Source organism: Clostridium folliculivorans (genome assembly GCF_024341905.1).
In the GTDB taxonomy this organism is placed as follows: domain Bacteria; phylum Bacillota; class Clostridia; order Clostridiales; family Clostridiaceae; genus Clostridium_AR; species Clostridium_AR folliculivorans.
The window spans coordinates 47,856-66,838 of record NZ_BQXY01000002.1; the positions used below are offsets into that span (position 1 = coordinate 47,856).

General features: G+C 31.5%; 12 protein-coding genes. 9 read left to right on the forward strand and 3 right to left on the reverse strand.

Features of this window, described 5'->3' with window-relative positions; translation table 11 throughout:
• Positions 1-3: 3 nt before the first annotated feature.
• The 5 genes from OCU55_RS06665 to OCU55_RS06685 all read left to right on the forward strand — a co-directional run bounded on the left by OCU55_RS06665 (position 4) and on the right by OCU55_RS06685 (position 10,221).
• On the forward strand, positions 4-2,058 hold the full coding sequence (locus OCU55_RS06665) for a beta-glucosidase family protein (protein WP_261851548.1): 2,055 nt from the start codon (positions 4-6) through the stop codon (positions 2,056-2,058).
• A gap of 99 nt (positions 2,059-2,157) precedes the next feature.
• Entirely contained in the window at positions 2,158-4,215 is a 2,058-nt protein-coding gene (locus tag OCU55_RS06670; protein ID WP_261851549.1) for a beta-galactosidase, read from the forward strand.
• Between the two features lie 10 nt (positions 4,216-4,225).
• A complete protein-coding gene (locus OCU55_RS06675; protein WP_261851550.1) occupies positions 4,226-4,870 on the forward strand; it encodes an SGNH/GDSL hydrolase family protein in 645 nt (214 codons plus the stop codon).
• Positions 4,871-4,931: 61 nt separating this feature from the next.
• A complete protein-coding gene (locus tag OCU55_RS06680) occupies positions 4,932-7,802 on the forward strand; it encodes a glycoside hydrolase family 3 protein (protein WP_261851551.1) in 2,871 nt (956 codons plus the stop codon).
• 139 nt (positions 7,803-7,941) lie between these two features.
• Positions 7,942-10,221, forward strand: coding sequence for a glycoside hydrolase family 95 protein (locus OCU55_RS06685; protein ID WP_261851552.1), 2,280 nt, complete (start codon positions 7,942-7,944; stop codon positions 10,219-10,221).
• A gap of 653 nt (positions 10,222-10,874) precedes the next feature.
• Here OCU55_RS06685 and OCU55_RS06690 read toward each other — a convergent pair.
• From OCU55_RS06690 to OCU55_RS06700, 3 genes are all read right to left on the reverse strand, one after another.
• Positions 10,875-11,312 (reverse strand): threonine/serine exporter family protein, encoded by a 438-nt coding sequence (locus OCU55_RS06690; protein ID WP_261851553.1) that lies wholly within the window; start codon positions 11,310-11,312, stop codon positions 10,875-10,877.
• Between the two features lie 4 nt (positions 11,313-11,316).
• Positions 11,317-12,072: a threonine/serine exporter family protein gene (locus OCU55_RS06695; protein WP_261851554.1), complete on the reverse strand. Its 756-nt coding sequence runs from the start codon at positions 12,070-12,072 to the stop codon at positions 11,317-11,319.
• Between the two features lie 297 nt (positions 12,073-12,369).
• Positions 12,370-12,624 (reverse strand): hypothetical protein, encoded by a 255-nt coding sequence (locus OCU55_RS06700; protein ID WP_261851555.1) that lies wholly within the window; start codon positions 12,622-12,624, stop codon positions 12,370-12,372.
• 378 nt (positions 12,625-13,002) lie between these two features.
• On the opposite strand from OCU55_RS06700, the gene OCU55_RS06705 reads away from it, so the two are divergent.
• The 4 genes from OCU55_RS06705 to OCU55_RS06720 all read left to right on the forward strand — a co-directional run bounded on the left by OCU55_RS06705 (position 13,003) and on the right by OCU55_RS06720 (position 18,980).
• Positions 13,003-14,529: a YjjI family glycine radical enzyme gene (locus tag OCU55_RS06705; RefSeq protein ID WP_261851556.1), complete on the forward strand. Its 1,527-nt coding sequence runs from the start codon at positions 13,003-13,005 to the stop codon at positions 14,527-14,529.
• Positions 14,519-15,373, forward strand: a complete 855-nt coding sequence (locus tag OCU55_RS06710; RefSeq protein ID WP_261851557.1) for a YjjW family glycine radical enzyme activase — start codon at positions 14,519-14,521, stop codon at positions 15,371-15,373. Before OCU55_RS06705 ends, OCU55_RS06710 begins: the two co-directional genes overlap by 11 nt.
• Positions 15,374-16,657: 1,284 nt before the next feature.
• Positions 16,658-17,764, forward strand: a complete 1,107-nt coding sequence (locus tag OCU55_RS06715; protein ID WP_261851558.1) for a DEAD/DEAH box helicase — start codon at positions 16,658-16,660, stop codon at positions 17,762-17,764.
• A gap of 418 nt (positions 17,765-18,182) precedes the next feature.
• A complete protein-coding gene (locus OCU55_RS06720; protein WP_261851559.1) occupies positions 18,183-18,980 on the forward strand; it encodes an amino acid ABC transporter substrate-binding protein in 798 nt (265 codons plus the stop codon).
• Positions 18,981-18,983 lie beyond the last annotated feature (3 nt).

An 18,983-nucleotide genomic window follows, 5' to 3' on the forward strand; every position in this document is an offset into this window, starting at 1 on the left:
AGAATGAGCGAAATAAATCAGTCCGTAAATGAAAAGATAAAAAAAATTATTGAAGAGATGACTTTAGAAGAAAAAGTATCAATGATCCATGGCAATGGGCTTTTTAGAACAGAAGCTGTTGAAAGATTAGATATTCCAGCCTTAACTATGTCGGATGGACCAATGGGAGTTAGAAAAGACTATAAAAATGATAAGTGGGAAGATATGGGAAATACCTATGATTATGCAACATATTTTCCATCAAATATGGCATTAGCATCTACTTGGAATCCAGATAGGGCATATGAATTTGGAATTTCAATAGGTTCAGAAGCAAGAGCAAGAGGAAAAGATGTAATATTAGGTCCAGGAATAAATATAATAAGAACTCCACTTTGTGGTAGAAATTTTGAGTATATGAGCGAAGATCCGCATTTAATTTCAAAGATGGCAGTACCTTTCATAAAAGGAGTTCAAACAAAGGATACAGCTGCATGTGTAAAGCATTTTGCTGCTAATAATCAAGAGTATGAGAGACTTAATATAAATGTAGAAATGGATGATAGAGCACTGAATGAAATATATCTTCCTGGTTTTAAGGCTGCTGTTGAAGAAGGAAATTCTTATACTATAATGGGTGCGTATAATAGGCTAAGAGGAGAGCATTGCTGCGAAAGTGATTATCTTCTTAATGATGTTCTAAGAAAGCAATGGGGTTATGATGGTGTAGTCATATCTGACTGGGGCGCTGTTCATAATACTGAAACAGCTGCAAGATATGGTGCTGACATTGAAATGAACGTTACAGATAATTTCAATGAATACTTCTTAGCTGATCCATTGATTGAAAAAGTAAAAGCTGGATTAATTGATGAGAAATTTATAGATGAAAAAGTAGAAAGAATATTGAAGTTAATGTTTAAGTTAAACGTATTTTCTGAAAAAAGAGTACGAGGAAGTTACAATACTCTTGATCATAGAGAAGCAGCTTTAAATATAGCAAGAGAATCAATAGTTTTATTGAAAAATCACGATAATCTATTACCTCTTAATGATGATAAAGTGAAATCTTTAGCAGTTATAGGAGAAAACGCTGATAAACAGCATTCAAATGGGGGAGGAAGTGCTGAGATAAAAGCACTATATGAATATACTCCACTTATGGGATTAAAAATGAGACTTGGTGGTAATACAAAGATACAATATGCTAAAGGATACTCAAAAGACGAAGCCTTAAAAGCGGAGTTATTAAATGAAGCAGTGAATCTCGCTAAAAGTTCTGATGAAGTCATTATAGTTGTTGGGTTAGATCATGATTTTGATGTTGAGGGAAAAGATAGGGAGGATTTAACTCTTCCGTATAATCAAGATGAATTAGTTAAAGCGGTATTAGAAGTTAAGCCAGATGCTATAGTTGTAAACATAAGCGGCTCACCAATATGTATGGAACAGTGGATTAATGAAGCTAAAGCAGTAGTACATTCTTTTTACGCTGGAATGGAAGGTGGATATGCGCTAGCGGAAGTCTTATTCGGTAATGTAAATCCTTCAGGAAAACTTCCGGTAACTTTTCCTAAAGAACTATCAGATTCTCCTGCACATTGCATTGGTGATTTTCCAGGTGTTGAAACAGTAGAGTACAAGGAAAGCATTTTTGTTGGCTATAGATATTTTGATACAAAAGATATTGAACCAAGATTTGAGTTTGGACATGGATTATCCTATACAAAATTTGAATACAGTGATTTGACGATAATAGTTGATAGCTCAGAAGAAATCAATATTGAATTAAGTTTTAATATAACAAATACTGGAGGTACTGCAGGTGCTGAAATAGCGCAAGTGTATGTATCTGATTTGGAATCATCATTAGTAAGACCTAAAAAAGAATTAAAGGCTTTCAAGAAAGTTTTCTTGGAAATTGGTGAAACGAAGTTAGTTACATTAAGGCTTAATAAAGAAGACTTATCCTTCTATAATGATAAAGAAAATAAATGGGTATGTGAAGCTGGAGAATTTAAATTGCTGGTAGGAAGTTCTTCAAGTGATATAAAGCTAGATAAGGTATTTACTATATAAATTTGCATTAAATTGATTTGTTGTAAAAAAGCATGCTCAAAAGATAAAATGAAAATTTTGAGTGTGCTTTTATTTTTAAATTTGATAGGAGAGAATTTTATGATAAATGAAAAGTTACCTTTTATGTTTTATGGTGGAGATTACAATCCTGACCAATGGCCAGAAGAAGTACTTGAAGAGGATATAAGACTATTTAAGAAAGCAAATATTAATGTAGTTACTTTGCCGGTATTTAGCTGGGCGAAGCTGCAACCTTCAGAAGAAGTATATGATTTTCAGTGGCTAGATAGGATTATGGATAAGCTTGCTGAAAATGATTTATATGTGTGTCTTGCTACTTCTACGGCTGCACAACCTGCTTGGATGTCTAAAAAGTATCCAGAAATGCTGCCAGTTGATTTTGATGGAAGGAAGAGAAAGCATGGGGGAAGAGTGAACTTTTGCCCAACCAGTGAGATTTATAAGGATATGTCTACAAAACTAACTAGAAAACTTGCTGAGAGATATAAAAATCATCCAGGACTATTATTATGGCATATTGGTAATGAGTATGGAAACTACTGCTATTGTGATCATTGTGAAGAAGAATTTAGGATTTGGTTAAAGAAAAGATATGGAACTATTGAAAATTTAAATAAAGCTTGGAATATGAGTTTTTGGGGACATACTGTTTATGAGTTTGATGAGATAGTTGTGCCATCTGGAATAAGTGAGATGTGGAAAGATAATGGCAGAGATAGATCGAATTTTCAAGGAATTTCATTAGATTATCATAGGTTTATGTCTGAAGCTATTTTTAACTGTTATTTAGAGGAATACAAGATTATCAAGGAAATTACTCCTGATCTATGTGTGACAACAAATCTAATGGGAACTTTTAAACCTTTAGATTATTTTAAATGGGCAGAAAAAATGGATGTTATATCTTGGGATAACTATCCTCAATTAATAGACCCAATGTATGTTACTGCTTTAAGGCATGACCTTATGAGAGGACTAAAAGATGGAAAGCCATTTATGCTTATGGAGCAAACTCCAAGCCAACAAAATTGGCAGCCTTACAACGGCTTAAAACGTCCAGGCGTTATGAGACTTCAGAGCTATCAAGCTGTTGCCCATGGAGCAGATACAGTTATGTTTTTTCAACTAAGAAGATCTATAGGTGCATGTGAAAAGTATCATGGTGCAGTAATTGAACATGTTGGACATGAAGATACAAGAGTGTTTAGAGAATGCACTAAGCTTGGAGAGGAGCTTACTATTCTTAAGGATAAAATAATTGATTCTAGAATAGAGGCTAAGGTAGCAATAGTCTTCGATTGGGAAAATTGGTGGGCGGTTGAACTTTCTAGTGGTCCAACTATAGAGCTAAACTATTTAAAGCAGATTGAGAAATATTATAAAGCTTTTCATGATAAAAACATATCTATAGATTTTGTTAAATCTGAAGCGGATTTTTCTAAATATGACGTGGTTATTGCTCCGCTACTGTATATGGTTAAAAAAGGTGTTGCAGATAATATAGAAAATTTCGTAGAAAATGGAGGGACTTTTATAACTACCTTCTTTAGTGGAATAGTTAATGAGAATGACTTAGTCACATTAGGGGGATATCCTGGTGAATTGAGAAAGGTTTTAGGTATTTGGGTAGAAGAAATTGATGCTCTTTTCCCTCATATGAAAAACAGTATAAAAGTAGTTAATAAATCAACTAATTTAAGTGATGAATATAGCTGTGGAATGTTATGTGACATTCTTCACCTTGAAGGTGCAGAAGCACTAGCTCTTTATGGAAGTGATTTCTACAAGGATTTTCCTGTAATAACTGAAAATAAGTTTGGAAAAGGAAAAGCATATTATATAGCATCAGATCCAGAGGAATTGTTTATTAATGACTTTATACAACAAGTATGTAATGAGAAAAATATATCATCAAATTTTGAAAATATTGAGGGTGTAGAAATAACAGAGAGAGTAAAGGGCGACTGTAAATATATATTTATACTAAATCATAATGAATATAGTGTTGAGATTAAACTAGATAAAAATGTATATGTAGATCTTTTAACTGGAGAAAAGAAACTTGGACTAGTCACAATAGATTCTAAGGATTTACTTATATTAGAAGAAAAAATTGCAACAAAGTTGAGCTTTTAGGAGGTTATATATGAATTTTAAAAATAATTGCAGAGTTCTATTCCAAGGTGATTCAATTACTGATGGTAATAGAACTCGTGATAATGACCCAAATCATTTCTTAGGTCACGGATATGCATATATAATAGCTGCAAGACTTGGAGCTGATGAGCCTGAAAAGAATTATGAGTTTCTTAATAGAGGTGTAAGCGGTAATAGAATATTGGATTTATATGGTAGATGGCAGGAAGATACTTTAAATTTAAAGCCAGATATCTTAAGCATATTAGTTGGAGTAAACGATATAGTTTGGGAATTAAATGCTAAGGCAGAAATCTCAGCCGAAAAATATGAAAAGATTTATAAACTTTTGATCGAAGAGGCAAAAGAAGTAAATTCAAAAATAATTATTGTAATTTGTGAACCGTTTATTCTTCCGGTTGCCGGTGTTAAAGATAACTGGAACTATTGGTTTGAAGAGATAAAAAAACGTCAGGAAGCATCAAGAAAGATTGCAAAAGAGTATAATTGCGTATTTGTGCCTTTACAAGACGAATTCAATAATGCATGTGAGAGAAATAAACCAGAATATTGGATTTGGGATGGAGTACATCCAACTGCTGCAGGACATGAACTTATAGCAAGAAAGTGGATTGAAACCATAATAAGTATTTAAAATAGCTATGAAATTATAGTTTAATAAATGAGCTGAAATTTCTAAGTTAAGGAGAATAGTAATGAAAAATGATATTTTTAAAACTAGTAAACATATGTATCCGTATTTAAATCCAAGCTTACCTTTAATTGAGAGAATTGATGATTTAATATCAAGAATGACTTTAGACGAGAAGATCTCTATGATACCAACAAGGCAGGGAGAGGTTGAGCGATTAGGAATAAAAGCTTATAACGTTGGTGGAGAAGCGGCGCATGGGGTAGTATCAAATCTTGGCACAGCAACAGTTTTTCCTCAACCACAAGGCTTATCCTGTACATGGAATAGCAAACTTATGAAAGAAATAGGTGGCATTATTGGTGATGAAGCAAGAGTTTATTATAAGAAAAATAATGAAGAAGGGGGCTTAACTTTATGGGCTCCTACCATTGATATGGAAAGAGATCCAAGATGGGGGAGAACAGAAGAGGCTTATGGTGAAGATCCCTGTCTTACAGGAAAGCTTTCAGCAGAACTCATAAAAGGTATGCAGGGAAATCATGAATTTTATCTGAAAATGGTACCAGCACCTAAGCATTTTTATGGTAATAACAATGAGGAAGGAAGGATTTTCTGTTCAAGCAGCATTGATCCAAGAAATAAGCACGAATATTATCTAAAAGCCTTTGAAAAAGCCTTCACAGTAGGAAAAGCTTTTTCTATGATGACTGCTTACAATGAAATAAACGGAAGGCCTTGCCTCGTTAATCATGAAGTTAAGGATATTGTAAAAGATAAATGGGGTTGTGATGGTTTTATAGTGTGTGATGGTGGCGATATGAGCCAGACAGTAGAATATCACAAATATTATAAAACTCATGCAGAAACCATAGCAAATGCTCTGAAAAATGGAGTAGATGTAATGACGGATGATAGAGAGTTGGTAATTTCAGCTACAAAAGAAGCTATAGATATGGGGCTTTTATCTGAAAATGATCTAAATAACTCTTTAAAAAATATCTTTAAAGTCAGGTTTAAATTAGGTCAATTCGATCCTCAAGAAATTAATCCATATGAAAGTATTCCTGAAAGCATCTTAAATTGTGAGAATCATAAAAAAGTAGCTAAAAAAGCTGCAGAAGAAGCTATCGTCTTATTGAAAAATAACAATTCTTTCCTTCCACTGAAGAAAGAAAACTTAAAGAAGGTCTCCGTAATAGGGCCACTAGCTGATGTTGTTTACAGAGATTGGTACACAGGTAGACATGAGTACAAGATTACTCCTCTTGAAGGGATTATAGATAAATTAGGAAGAGAGAAAGTTTCTTATTGTAGTGGGAATGATATTGTAAAAATAAAGAATATAGATAGCGGAAAAACTTTGAAGGTTGATAATGCTAGTAAAAATCTTATGTTTGGTAATGAGTCATCAAAGGAAAATGAAAAATTTGAACTTAGTGACTGGGGCTGGGACAGCTGTACATTAAGATCAATCAGTGAGGACAAGTATTTAACAACCAATGATAAAGATATAACAGCTAATGCTGATGAAGTATTTGGATGGTTTGTTAGAGAAGTTTTTAAAGTAAAAGAATGTAAAAATAATAATGTATCAATAAATTCATGGAATAACAGTAACTTGTACTTGGATCAAGACAGTTACTTAAAGGTTAATGATATGCAAGATAAAGTTAATAATAGTCTTGAAGATCATAATAGATTGAATTTACAAGACAAGCTAAAGATAGAAAAAATACTTGATGGAAAAAGTGAAGCTGTCAAGGCAGCTGAGAATAGTGATGTAGCCATGGTCTTTGTAGGAAACAATCCAGTGATTAATGGTAAGGAGGAAATTGATAGGGAAGATATAACTCTTGCTAAAGCTCAAGAAGAATTAGTTAAAGCAGTATATGAGTCAAATCCAAACACCATTGTAGTTGTGGTGGGGAGTTATCCTTTTGCTATTAATTTTATTGACGAGAATATTCCAGCAATTCTTTATACAGCCCATGGCTGTCAAGAACTTGGCAGTGCGATTTCTAATGTGCTTTTTGGTGATTACAGTCCATCAGGAAGATTAAGCATGACTTGGTATAAAGATTTAAAACAACTTCCGCCAATAAATGATTACGACATCATAAAAGGCAATAGAACTTATATGTATTTTGATAGAGATCCATTATATCCTTTTGGACACGGGCTTACTTATACATCTTTTGAATATAAAGACTTACAGTTTTCTTCAGAAGAAATTGATGAATTTGGACAGATTACAATAAGCTTTAATGTAGAGAACACTGGACAATTTGACAGTGATGAAGTAGTTCAGCTTTATGTAAAATCAAATAATTCTAAAGTCAAAAGACCCTTTAAGGAACTAAAAGATTTTAAAAGATTAACGGTTAAGAAAGGGGAAAGTAAGAAAGTTGAACTAGTGTTAAAGTCAGAAGATTTAGCGTTTTGGGATGTAAGATCTAATGATTTCTTATTAGAAGAAGGCTTCTATACTATCATGATAGGAAGCTCTTCTAAGGATATAAGATTAGAGAAAACAATTAAGGTTAATGGAAGCTGTTTAAAAAACAGAGAGTGTAGAAAAGAAATCTTTGCTGAAAATTACGATGATTATAATAATATTATAATCCAGGAATGGCAACCAGGAGAAGACTGTGTGGCAGCTATTAGCGATGAAAGTTATCTAAGATTTAATGACATTGAATTTACATCAGAAATAAGCAAGTGTGAGATATTGATCTCAAATAATGATATAGCTATAGAGCTTTTTTTAGATTCTATTGAAAACTCTGCAATAGCTTCATATAGATACCTGAAATCAGCTGATTCTGATTGGTGCACAAAAGTATGTTTTGAAATAAAGCCAGTGGTTGGAGTACATGATCTATATATAAAATTAAATAAAGGTATAAAGCTTAGGTCTTTTAGAGTCATTTAATAAAAGAACAGTTAAAGCACCTGGTTAAAATTAAGTGGTTAGGCATCTCTTGTATAACCACTTAATTTTAACAATTTTTTAAAACATAACCTTAATAGAAATATGTATGAAGTATAAACAGTAGTAGGAGGTTGTTATATTGAAATTATGGTATACAAAACCAGCTGAATTAGACAATTGGAATGAAGCTTTACCAATAGGAAATGGTAGCATTGGAGCTATGGTTTTCGGTGGAATAAAATCTGAGAGGATTCAGCTTAATGAAGAAACCGTTTGGGATGGTGGGCCCAGAGATAGAAATAATAAAGATGCACTTAAATATCTTCCTGAGATAAGAAAGTTTTTATTTGAGGGGAATATTAAAGAAGCTGAGAAATTGACTTCATTAGCTATGGCTGGTACGCCAGAAGACTCACGCCATTATGAATCCTTAGGAGATATATTTTTAACTTTCGATGGTGATTCTGAAGAAATCACTGATTATGAACGGTCTTTGGATATAAGTAATGCTATTGTAGAGGTTAAGTACAAGCAAGGTGAGGTTGAATATAGAAGAGAGATATTTATAAGTGCAGTTGACAAAGTTATGGTAATGAAAGTCTCTTCAAGCGAAAAAAATTGTATTTCTCTTATGTTGAATCTGAGTAGAGAAAGATATTTTGATCACATCGATGCTATCTCTGAGGATACAGTGGTTTTAAAAGGAAAAAGCGGAAGCGAAGAAGGAATTAGATTTTGCTCTATGGTTAAGGTAAAAGCTGATGGAGGAAATACCTACAGCATAGGAAATAAAATAGTTGTTGAAAATGCAGACGAGGTGACACTCTTTTTCACTGCGAGAACTGATTATTATAAAGATGAACCTGAAAAATGGTGCAGACAGATTATAGAAAAAGTTATTGAGAAATCTTATAGTGATTTGAAGAATGGCCATACTGATGATTACAAGAGATTCTTTGATAGAGTAACTTTAAGACTAGATGGTGATGAAGAAGTTGCAAAAATGCCTATAGATCAAAGGCTTAAGAGGCTGCAGGAAGGAAAAGAGGACTTAGGATTAATAAGTCTATATTTTCAATATGGAAGATATTTATTAATAAGCAGTAGTAGACCAGGAACTCTTCCTGCTAACCTTCAAGGAATATGGAATAAAGATATGATAGCACCTTGGGGAGGAAGATTTACTATTAATATAAATACAGAAATGAACTATTGGCCTGCTGAAACCTGTAATCTTTCTGAACTTCACACACCACTTTTTGATCATATTGAAAGGATGCGAGCTCCAGGAAGAATAACTGCTAAGAAGATGTACGATTGCAGAGGGTTTGTATGCCATCACAATACTGATATTTGGGGAGATACAGCTCCACAAGACTTATGGATGCCAGCAACTCAGTGGCCAATGGGAGCTGCATGGTTATGTCTTCACCTATGGGAACATTATGATTTTACTAAAGATTATGCTTTTTTAGAAAAAGTATATGATACCATGAAAGAATCAGCATTGTTTTTTGTTGATTTCCTAATAGAAAATGAAATGGGACAGTTAGTTACTTGTCCCTCAGTATCTCCTGAGAACACTTATAGTTTGCCAAATGGACAAACTGGTTGTATATGTATAGGTCCTTCTATGGATAGTCAAATTTTATTTTCATTATTTTCCAATTGTATAAATGCTTCAAATATTTTAGATTGTGATCATGAGTTTAGAGATAAATTATGTGGATTAAGAGATAGACTGCCTAAGCCAACCATAGGAAAATATGGACAGATACAAGAATGGGCTGAAGATTACGATGAGGTAGAGCCTGGCCATAGACATATATCGCAACTTTTTGCATTACATCCATCAAATCAAATCAACTTACAAGAGACTCCAGAACTTGCAGCTGCAGCAAAGAGAACTATTGAAAGAAGATTAACTTATGGTGGTGGGCATACTGGCTGGAGTAGAGCTTGGATAATAAATATGTGGGCACGGCTGGAAGAGGGCGATTTAGCATACAAGAATATAGAGGCTTTGCTAATAAAATCTACTTTGCCAAATTTATTGGACAATCATCCTCCTTTTCAAATTGACGGAAATTTTGGAGGAAGCTCAGGTATAGCAGAAATGTTAATGCAAAGCCATGCAGGATGGATAAAATTCCTTCCAGCATTACCTAAAGCCTGGAGCAATGGAGAACTAAAAGGATTATGTGCACGTGGTGGTTTTGAAGTTGATATTATATGGAGTAATTGTAATCTAGTTAAAGCGACTATTTTTTCTAAAGCTGGACAACTGTGTAATATATATTCAAAAGAAAATATAACAGTATTGTGTAATAATAAGTCTGTTGCAAACTACGATGAAGAAAAATCTATAATTACTTTTGAAACAAAAGTTGGAGAAACATATGAAGTTATTAGGAGTTAAAGAAGGCTTTAAATTAAGATGATTAAATTAATTGTATAACATTAATAATAGGCTTGAAGGCTAGAAAAGTGTTCTTTAATGAAATTACAAAATTCTTAGAAATACTGTGTTTAAAAATTTTAAAAAATTTTTAAAAATACGCGTATTAAATTCTGTATAAAGGTTATATTAATATCGTAAGGAACATAGTGATAAGGCAATGCTTATGAAACTAGTTTATACTAACATTATAAGTGATTCTGAATGGTTGCAGCCTGGAACTGCTTTTGTTCAGATATAGTAGATTTTATATGGTTAGGAAAAGCTTTATTATGGTCATCTTTTTGATCATAATAAGGTTCCAACTTATCATATAAGGTCGAGATAAGATTTTATTAGGTGTTGTAATGGTTATATATAGCCGAAAGGTTATATATAGTTGTGTAAATATCTAATAAGGTCGAGTGAACCATTAATATTTGGTAGTGATGTGCTTTTTTATAGTCGAAAGATTGTACTTAGGTGATAAATTATCTTTATTAGTGCTAACCACATCACTATGTTTCTTATTTTTTTAAAATTAAAATTATTGTTTACACGTAAATATTTAGAGGGAACCTATATAGGTTCCCTCATTTTTTTGTAAGATAATCATGAGTAGTAAAAAAATATGATTAAATATAATTTTTATATATCTTTGATATAAATCCAAAAAATGTTGAGGATAGCATAATTCCAAAGGCAATAGCTCCAGCAATTCCAAGCATTAGTACTCCGCTATTTTGTGCAGCAGTGAAATTACTTTGAACAAGGTAGGTTATAGTACTGTAGGCTGTAATTCCTGGGACTAAAGGAAAGATACCAGGTACATAAAACATGGAAGCTGGAGTTTTTATAATTCGCGCCATTAGTTCACTATATGCATTTACAACTAAAGCTCCAAAAAATGAACCTAACACTTCACTGCTTGTCTTATTTAAAACAATACTATATACAATCCAACCAAGGGCTCCTCCTATTCCTGCAAAGATGATCTTTTTTCTATCAATGTTAAATAATATTACAGGAAATATACTTCCTACAAAGGCTAAAGTTATCATTTTTATCGACATATCACTAGAATCCTTTCATTCCAATAAGTAGAGCAGTACCTACTCCTGCGCTTACAGCTGTTATAATTATTAATGCTTCACAGAATTTAGCTATACCAGCAGAGAAATAACCGAAAATAACATCCTTTATTCCATTTGTGAGGACTACTCCAGGAAGTAGAATCATAATTGATCCAGTTATTACGTTATTCTCTTTTATAGAAGGAAGTAGTATGTGTGATAGCAAGCTTGTTCCACCAATAATAAAACCAGCTAAATAATACTTGAAAAATTGAGAGATCCCAAAGTTTGAAATCTTTTCAGTAATTAAATAAGTAATAAGACATACAAATATTGAAGCTATTCCATCAATAAGTGAACCATTAAAAAACAATGAGTAAACAAATCCAGTCATACAAGAAGCAAAAATACGGACAGGAAAAGTGAAAGTGGGAGAATTCTGTATAGATTCCAGTGTTTTTATTGCATCTACATAAGACACCTTATTATTTTTAAGCTTTCTTGAAAAAGAATTTATAAGTTCTATTCTATATAAATCAACTTGCTTAGGACACACCTTTTTCATTGATGTAATCTTTTTGCTCTCAGAATCCTGTGTTGATAATAATATACCATTGGACATTGACAAGCACTCAGCATTTAGCCCATAGGATTGACAAATAGATGAAACAGTTCCCTCTATTCTATGGGTTTCAGCACCATTTTCTAATAGTATGCTGCCTGCCATAAGAGCAATTTCACTAACATTTTCTACAGTCATAAAAAATCTCCTTTAAACCAATACTATGGATGTACTACTTCGTAATAAAACTTATTATTTTTAAATTCTCTCACCAGAAGCCGTGAGAGTTTTAAAAATAGATTTCGGTTTGAAGTGGTACATCTTTATAACTTTAATTCCTTTTATATGGTATCAAGAATGGTATTTTAATGCAAGATGAATAAAGCCACACAATCAAAGTAAATAATTGTGTGGCTTAAGGTTTAAAAGTTCTTATTTCTAGGGTAAGCTTACATTGAATAATTCTCTAAGGATATACATTCCTTATGTAATAGTCTATCTTTTTTTATTCTTTTTCTTTTTTGTGTTTCTTTTAATATTATTCTTAGGAACAGCATTATTAACTACAACATTTTTCTTTAGTTTTCCTCTTGAAAGAAAGTCCATTGCAGCAAACATCATAAATAAAAATGCTAAGAAAATAAAGGTTGGACCACCCCAGCTTTTATTTATATTTATAACACCTGTAATAAGAAATAGACCTATTATAATACCGTAAAAAGTAATTGAAACCTTTTTTGATTTTTCCATGAGCAATGCTCCTCTCCGCAAAAAATAAAATTCTATTGCTTATAAGTATATTATAATATCGTTTTCATTAAAAGTATAGAAGGATGTCCTAATTAGTAATGGATTTTGTAATAATAAATATCAATTAAAGAAAAAATAGTAATTTGATGTCTATAAGCACATGTTTATTTAAAATGTCGATAAAATGGGTTATAATCAAATATGTAATATAAGAAAAGCATTACTTAAGTTTTAAGAATTAATCTTATATTTTAGAGATTTTGCTCACGTGGAGTAAGTTTAATAACTATTAAGTAAAGCTATACTTATCAAACTTATGTAAAGATAATTAATACGATAAAAAATTTAAGAAATATATATAAATTAGGAGGTACTTTTATGATATCTAAGATTAGCGATATTTATGATATAGCGACAAGTAAAAGTTTAACTTACCAACAAAAGCTTTACAATTTAGCTAATGTTGCAGAAAGACTTTTAGATCCACGTGATATTCTAGGATATACAGAAGATGAGATGAAATATATAGAGGATGAAATGATTTGTGACCTTAATGAAGGCTATGCAATCTACAGACCAAGATATATAGTGCCTGATTATTCTGTCTTACTAGAAAAAGGCTGTGAGTTTTTAGATTTAAAAGCTCCAACTGATTTAGACGAGCTACTTGATAGTTTATTAATATTATATGTTCATATACCATCTATAACTTCTTTCCCTGTATATATTGGAGATTTGGATAAGCTTATGGAACCTTTTATAACAGATGAAGAAAGTGATTATAAAAAGATAAAGAGATTTTTAAACCACGTTGATAAAACTATTGTAGATTCTTTCTGCCATGCTGATATAGGTCCAGAAAAAACTAGAGCAGGAGAATTAATATTAAGAGCTATAGTTGAACTTCAAAATCCAACACCTAATATGTCTATAAGATATGATAAAGATATTACTCCAAGAGACTTTGCTTTAAAAGCAGCAGAAGCTTGTTTGAAAGTATCCAAGCCATCTTTTAGTAACAATAAAAAATATACAGAGGATGTTGGTGATCATAGAATAGTAAGCTGTTATAATGCACTACCAAACGGTGGAGGGGCGTATACTCTTCCAAGACTTCGACTTGGAACTATAGTTAAAGGAATAAATTCTCTTGAAGAGCTTTTAAATGAAAAGCTACCTAAAGTAACAAAAGCCATGGCAACAATGATGGATAAAAGAATAAAGTTTCTAGTGGAAAAATCAAATTTCTTTGAAAGTTCTTTCTTAGTGAAAGAAGGTTTTCTTAGAAGAGAGAATTTTTCTGCAATGTTTGGTATAGTTGGGCTTGCTGATGCAGTTAATTATGTTTTAAACCTTGAAGGATCAGAAGAAAGATTTGGGACTTCTAAAAGAGGGGATGAAATAGCTCATAGTATATTGAAGCTTATTGAAAAGATTGCAAATGAACATGAAGCTGTTTATTGCGAGAGAACTGATAATAAATATCTTCTTCATGCACAAGTTGGTGCAAGCCTAAGTGAAGAAGATCACAACAACACTCCAGCTCATAGAGTGCCAGTTGGAGAAGAACCAATTCTTCCGGTTCATATAAAGCAAGCAATGCCTTTCCATGTTTATTTTACTTCTGGCACTGGTGATTTGTTTGCTTTGGATCAAACGTATTTAAATAAGCTAGATGCTGTATTAGATATTATTGATGGAGCATTTGCTGCTGGTGGAAGATATCTAACTACTTACCTTCACAATACTGATTTAATAAGAGTTACTGGTTATCTTGTTAAGAAAAGTGAGATAATGAAAGTAAGAGAAGGTGAAGCAGTGCTTAGAGATACAGATATCTTAGGCTCTGGCTCAAATACTATGGCACATGTTCTTGATAGAAGAGTAAGAAAAGATGGAAAATAAAGTTCCTGTAAATAAAATTATACCTTTCTCAAATGTAGATGGTCCAGGCAATAGATTGGCTATATTTTTTCAAGGTTGTAATATTAGTTGTGTCTATTGCCATAATCCTGAGACTATAAATCTTTGTTCCAATTGTAAATTGTGTGTTCCAGGATGCCCTGTAAAAGCTATTAAAGAGATAGATGGAAGAGTGTTTTTTGATGATAAATTATGTGTTGAATGTGATAAGTGTATAAAGACATGTAAAACTAAGTCTTCGCCAAGAACAAAAAACTACAGTGTAGATGAGTTAGTTGAAATAATCGAGGAATACAAGCTTTTTATAAGAGGTATAACTGTTTCAGGTGGTGAGCCAACATTAAAAGCATCCTTTATAACTGAGCTTTTTAGGAAAGTTAAGAAGCTAGGTCTAACTTGTTTCGTAGATACCAATGGCTTTTTTGATAGAGATAGTATCTCGGAGCTTATAGAAGTCACAGATAAGTTTATGGTTGATATAAAAGCTATAGATAAGTTGGAATCTTTGTGTGATACAAAGATGAAAAATAATTTAGATAATCTAAAGTATCTTTTGAGTATTGATAAAGTATATGAGGTAAGAACCGTATTGATTGAAGATTTGATGGATTTAGATAATACAGTTGTTACTGTAGCTAATGTTCTTAAAAATTATCCTGAAGTTATATATAAACTCATAAGAGTTCATACTGAAGGCTTGAAAGAAGCTCAAAAGGAAAAAATAAAAGATAAAATTCCAACAAAAGCGAGAATGAACTATATTGAAAATCTTGTAAAAGAAATTGGAGTGAAAAAAGTTGAAATTATTGATACACCAATAATTTAGCTTGGAAAATTGATTTTAAATTAAGGCGCTGTTAAAGCACCGTGTTGAAATTGATTGGTTAATCATCCGACGCTCTTTAGATGAACAACTCTATAATTGAATTTATATTTTTAGGAGTAGAGTTGTTCATCCTTAATGAGCTTACGCAAAGAATTAATATGATTTTGTCATATTCCATGGCTAAAACTGTAAACTCACTACGTTCGAACAGTACAGTTTTACTTTTTAATAATCCATACTTTTTTATAAATCTTTCATCTCTTAAATTTAAAAAAATAAAAAGGTTATTTGATTAAAAAGTAAAAAGTAAAAATATATCGCCTGCCAGAATTTCTTCACATACGTTCAGAAAAGGCAGATGCGTAAAAAAATCACTAATAAAGAACGATTAGCGATTTTTTAGAGCCATTCCATCTGAAAAAATCATTTAATTCTAGTTGCTCGCTCATATAGCATCTCCTGTATAACCAATCAATTTCAACAATATTCTTAAACATAGCCTAAATCAAAAGATACATCTTTAGTAATGCCTTATAATAAGCAGAATGATTTATATAAAAAGTACTCTAGATATATCTTCATATATTTAGAGTACTTTTTCATCAATTAACTTAAAAAAAGATTATTAAAAGTTTGATATAGAAATAATTTATATAAATAAGGAATAAAGCTTCTATCTATAATTAAAACTATATGGTATTATTAGTTGTTACATAAAATGCAGTTATAAATTTATGAGATATATCTTATCTATGGCGTTCCGACACTAGTTGTTAATTTATGCATTATCGAAAGTACTGGGATGCAAATATTTTCGAGTAAGATAAATTAAGTTTCTTTAGTGGACCTGTAGCTAAACTATTCTTTTATTTTGAATTATAATAATATTGATGATAGTAAATTGGTATTATTGTTAGCAAATTTATTAAAGAAATTATTTAAGTTAGTTAGGCAATTTTAAAATATAAATTTAAGTGTGAAGAGGTTCATATATAGATATACCAGTTCCAATTAAATGTATTTATTAAGTGAAATACCATTAATAGTTAAATAGATTATTGGTATGTTTTTAGATCGTGGAAATGGGATATCTATTCCTCTAAACTAACATACTATTTCAATTATTAGACTCAAAATAATGCTTTCGATGGTCTTACGAAGCAGTATTTTGATAAATTTAAATTTGAAGTAGTATGTCGATATATAAAGCAAAATAAGTATTAAAGTGATATATCTTATGTAAGTGTATAAAGGTAAACTATATAAAGAAGAAAGGTAATTATAATGAATTTTAAAGAACTTGGAATTAATGAAGAAATAATAAAAGTATTAAAGAAGTCAGGGATTACAACTCCTACTCAAGTACAACAAGAGAGTATCCAGTTTGTAAAATCTGGTAGAGATGTTATAGCAGAAGCTCAGACTGGAACAGGAAAGACTTTAGCATTTTTACTGCCTATTTTTGAAAACCTTTGGGCTAAAACTGATACTGTGCAAGCTTTGATATTGACTCCAACTAGGGAGCTAGCTATCCAGATAACAGAACAAGCAAACAAATTGAAAGAAGCTAAGGATATTAATATACTAGCTGCATATGGCGGTAAAGATATTGATGGGCAGCTTAGAAAACTTAAGGGTAACATACATTTAATAATAGCAACTCCAGGAAGACTATTAGATCATATAAAAAGAAAAGCTGTTGATCTATCAAGGCTAAAGACTTTTGTTTTAGACGAAGCGGACCAAATGCTTCTTATGGGATTTAAAAATGAAGTAGAAGCTATAATGAAAGAAACTTCAAAGAAAAGACAGATTCTTTGCTTTTCAGCAACAATGGATTCACAGGTTAAGAAGTTAGCCTATAGATATATGAAGGACCCAGTAGTGGTTTCAGTAAAGAAATCTCAAGATATAACTCTAGACAATATTAAACAAGAAGTTGTTGAAACTACTGATAGAAATAAGCAAGATTCTCTTTGTAAAGTACTAGACGAAGATAATCCTTTTATGGCTATGATATTCTGCAGAACTAAAAGAAGAGTTGATGACTTAGAAGAAGCTCTTCATAAACGTGGGTACAACTGCGAAAAGCTTCATGGTGATTTGATTCAGTCTAAGCGTGAAAAAGTTATGAAAGCATTTAGAAATGCTGAAATTCAGTATTTAATAGCTACTGATGTTGCAGCAAGGGGTCTAGATGTAACTGGAGTAGGACATATATATAATTATGATATACCAGAGAATGCAGAAGGGTATATTCATCGTATAGGAAGAACTGGTAGAGCAGGTGAAGAAGGCTATACTTGTCTTTTCATAGATCCAAAGAATAAGAGAGATTTAGAAGAAATAGAAAGAGCTATAAAATATAATATACCAAGAAGAAGTTTATAAAGAGATCGCTGAAGCTACTGAAATATCTAGGTTCAGCTAGAAGGTATAAAAATTTAATACTATCCTATGCAGTAAAATATAAGGACCTAATACAATCATATTAAGTGATTGTATTAGGTCTTTCATTTTATTATATTTTAACATGAAACGAATTATCATTATACACATACTTCTATTATTTGTATAATTATACTTTTTGTAAGATGATATTTTTCTATTTTTATATATTTTTATGTATGCATAATATTATATGAATTAATTAGGAATACTATAAAGAAAGATTAATGAAATTTATAAAAATAACCTTATAAATATAAGTTAAAGCAACACATAATATAAGTTGACATATTATAGATAAAATGATACTATACCTATAACATACTAAATTGATAATAATACTAGGAATTGAGGGAGAAGAATGAAAAAGATAGCATTGCTTATGGGCGCTTTACTAATTGCAACAGTAGGATTAGTTGGGTGTACAACAAAGAGTAACGATACAACTAAAACTACCAATTTATTAGAAAGTATAAAGAAACAAGGAACAATTAAAATAGGAACTGAAGGTACTTATGCACCTTATACTTTTCATGATAGTACTGGAAAGTTAGTAGGATTTGACGTTGAAATTGCAGAAGAGGTTGCTAAAAGATTAGGAGTAAAGTCAGAGTTTGTTGAAACAAAATGGGATGGAATGCTTGCTGGTTTAGATGCAAAGAGATTTGATATTGTTGTAAATCAAGTAGGAATAAATGAAGAGAGAAAGCAAAAATATGACTTCTCTGATCCATATGTAACTTCAAGAGCTGTACTTATAGTTAAGAGTGACAACACTACTATAAAAACTTTTGAAGATCTTAAGGGTAAAAAAGCTGCACAAACTTTAACAAGTAACTTAGGAAAGCTAGCAAAAGAAAATGGTGCTGAAATAGTTACTTCAGATGGTTTTAATCAATCAATCGATTTGATACTTGCTGGAAGAGCAGATGCAACTATAAATGATAGTTTATCTTTCTATGATTTAAAGAAGCAAAAACCTGATATTGCAGTAAAGATAGCTGCAGAAAAGAAAGATGCAGATCAAAATGCTATACTTATAAATAAAGGTAATAAAGAGTTAGTAGATGCAATAAATAAAGCTTTAGCAGATATGAAGAGTGATGGTACTTATCTAAAAATATCAAACAAATACTTTAATACAGATGTATCTAAGTAGGAT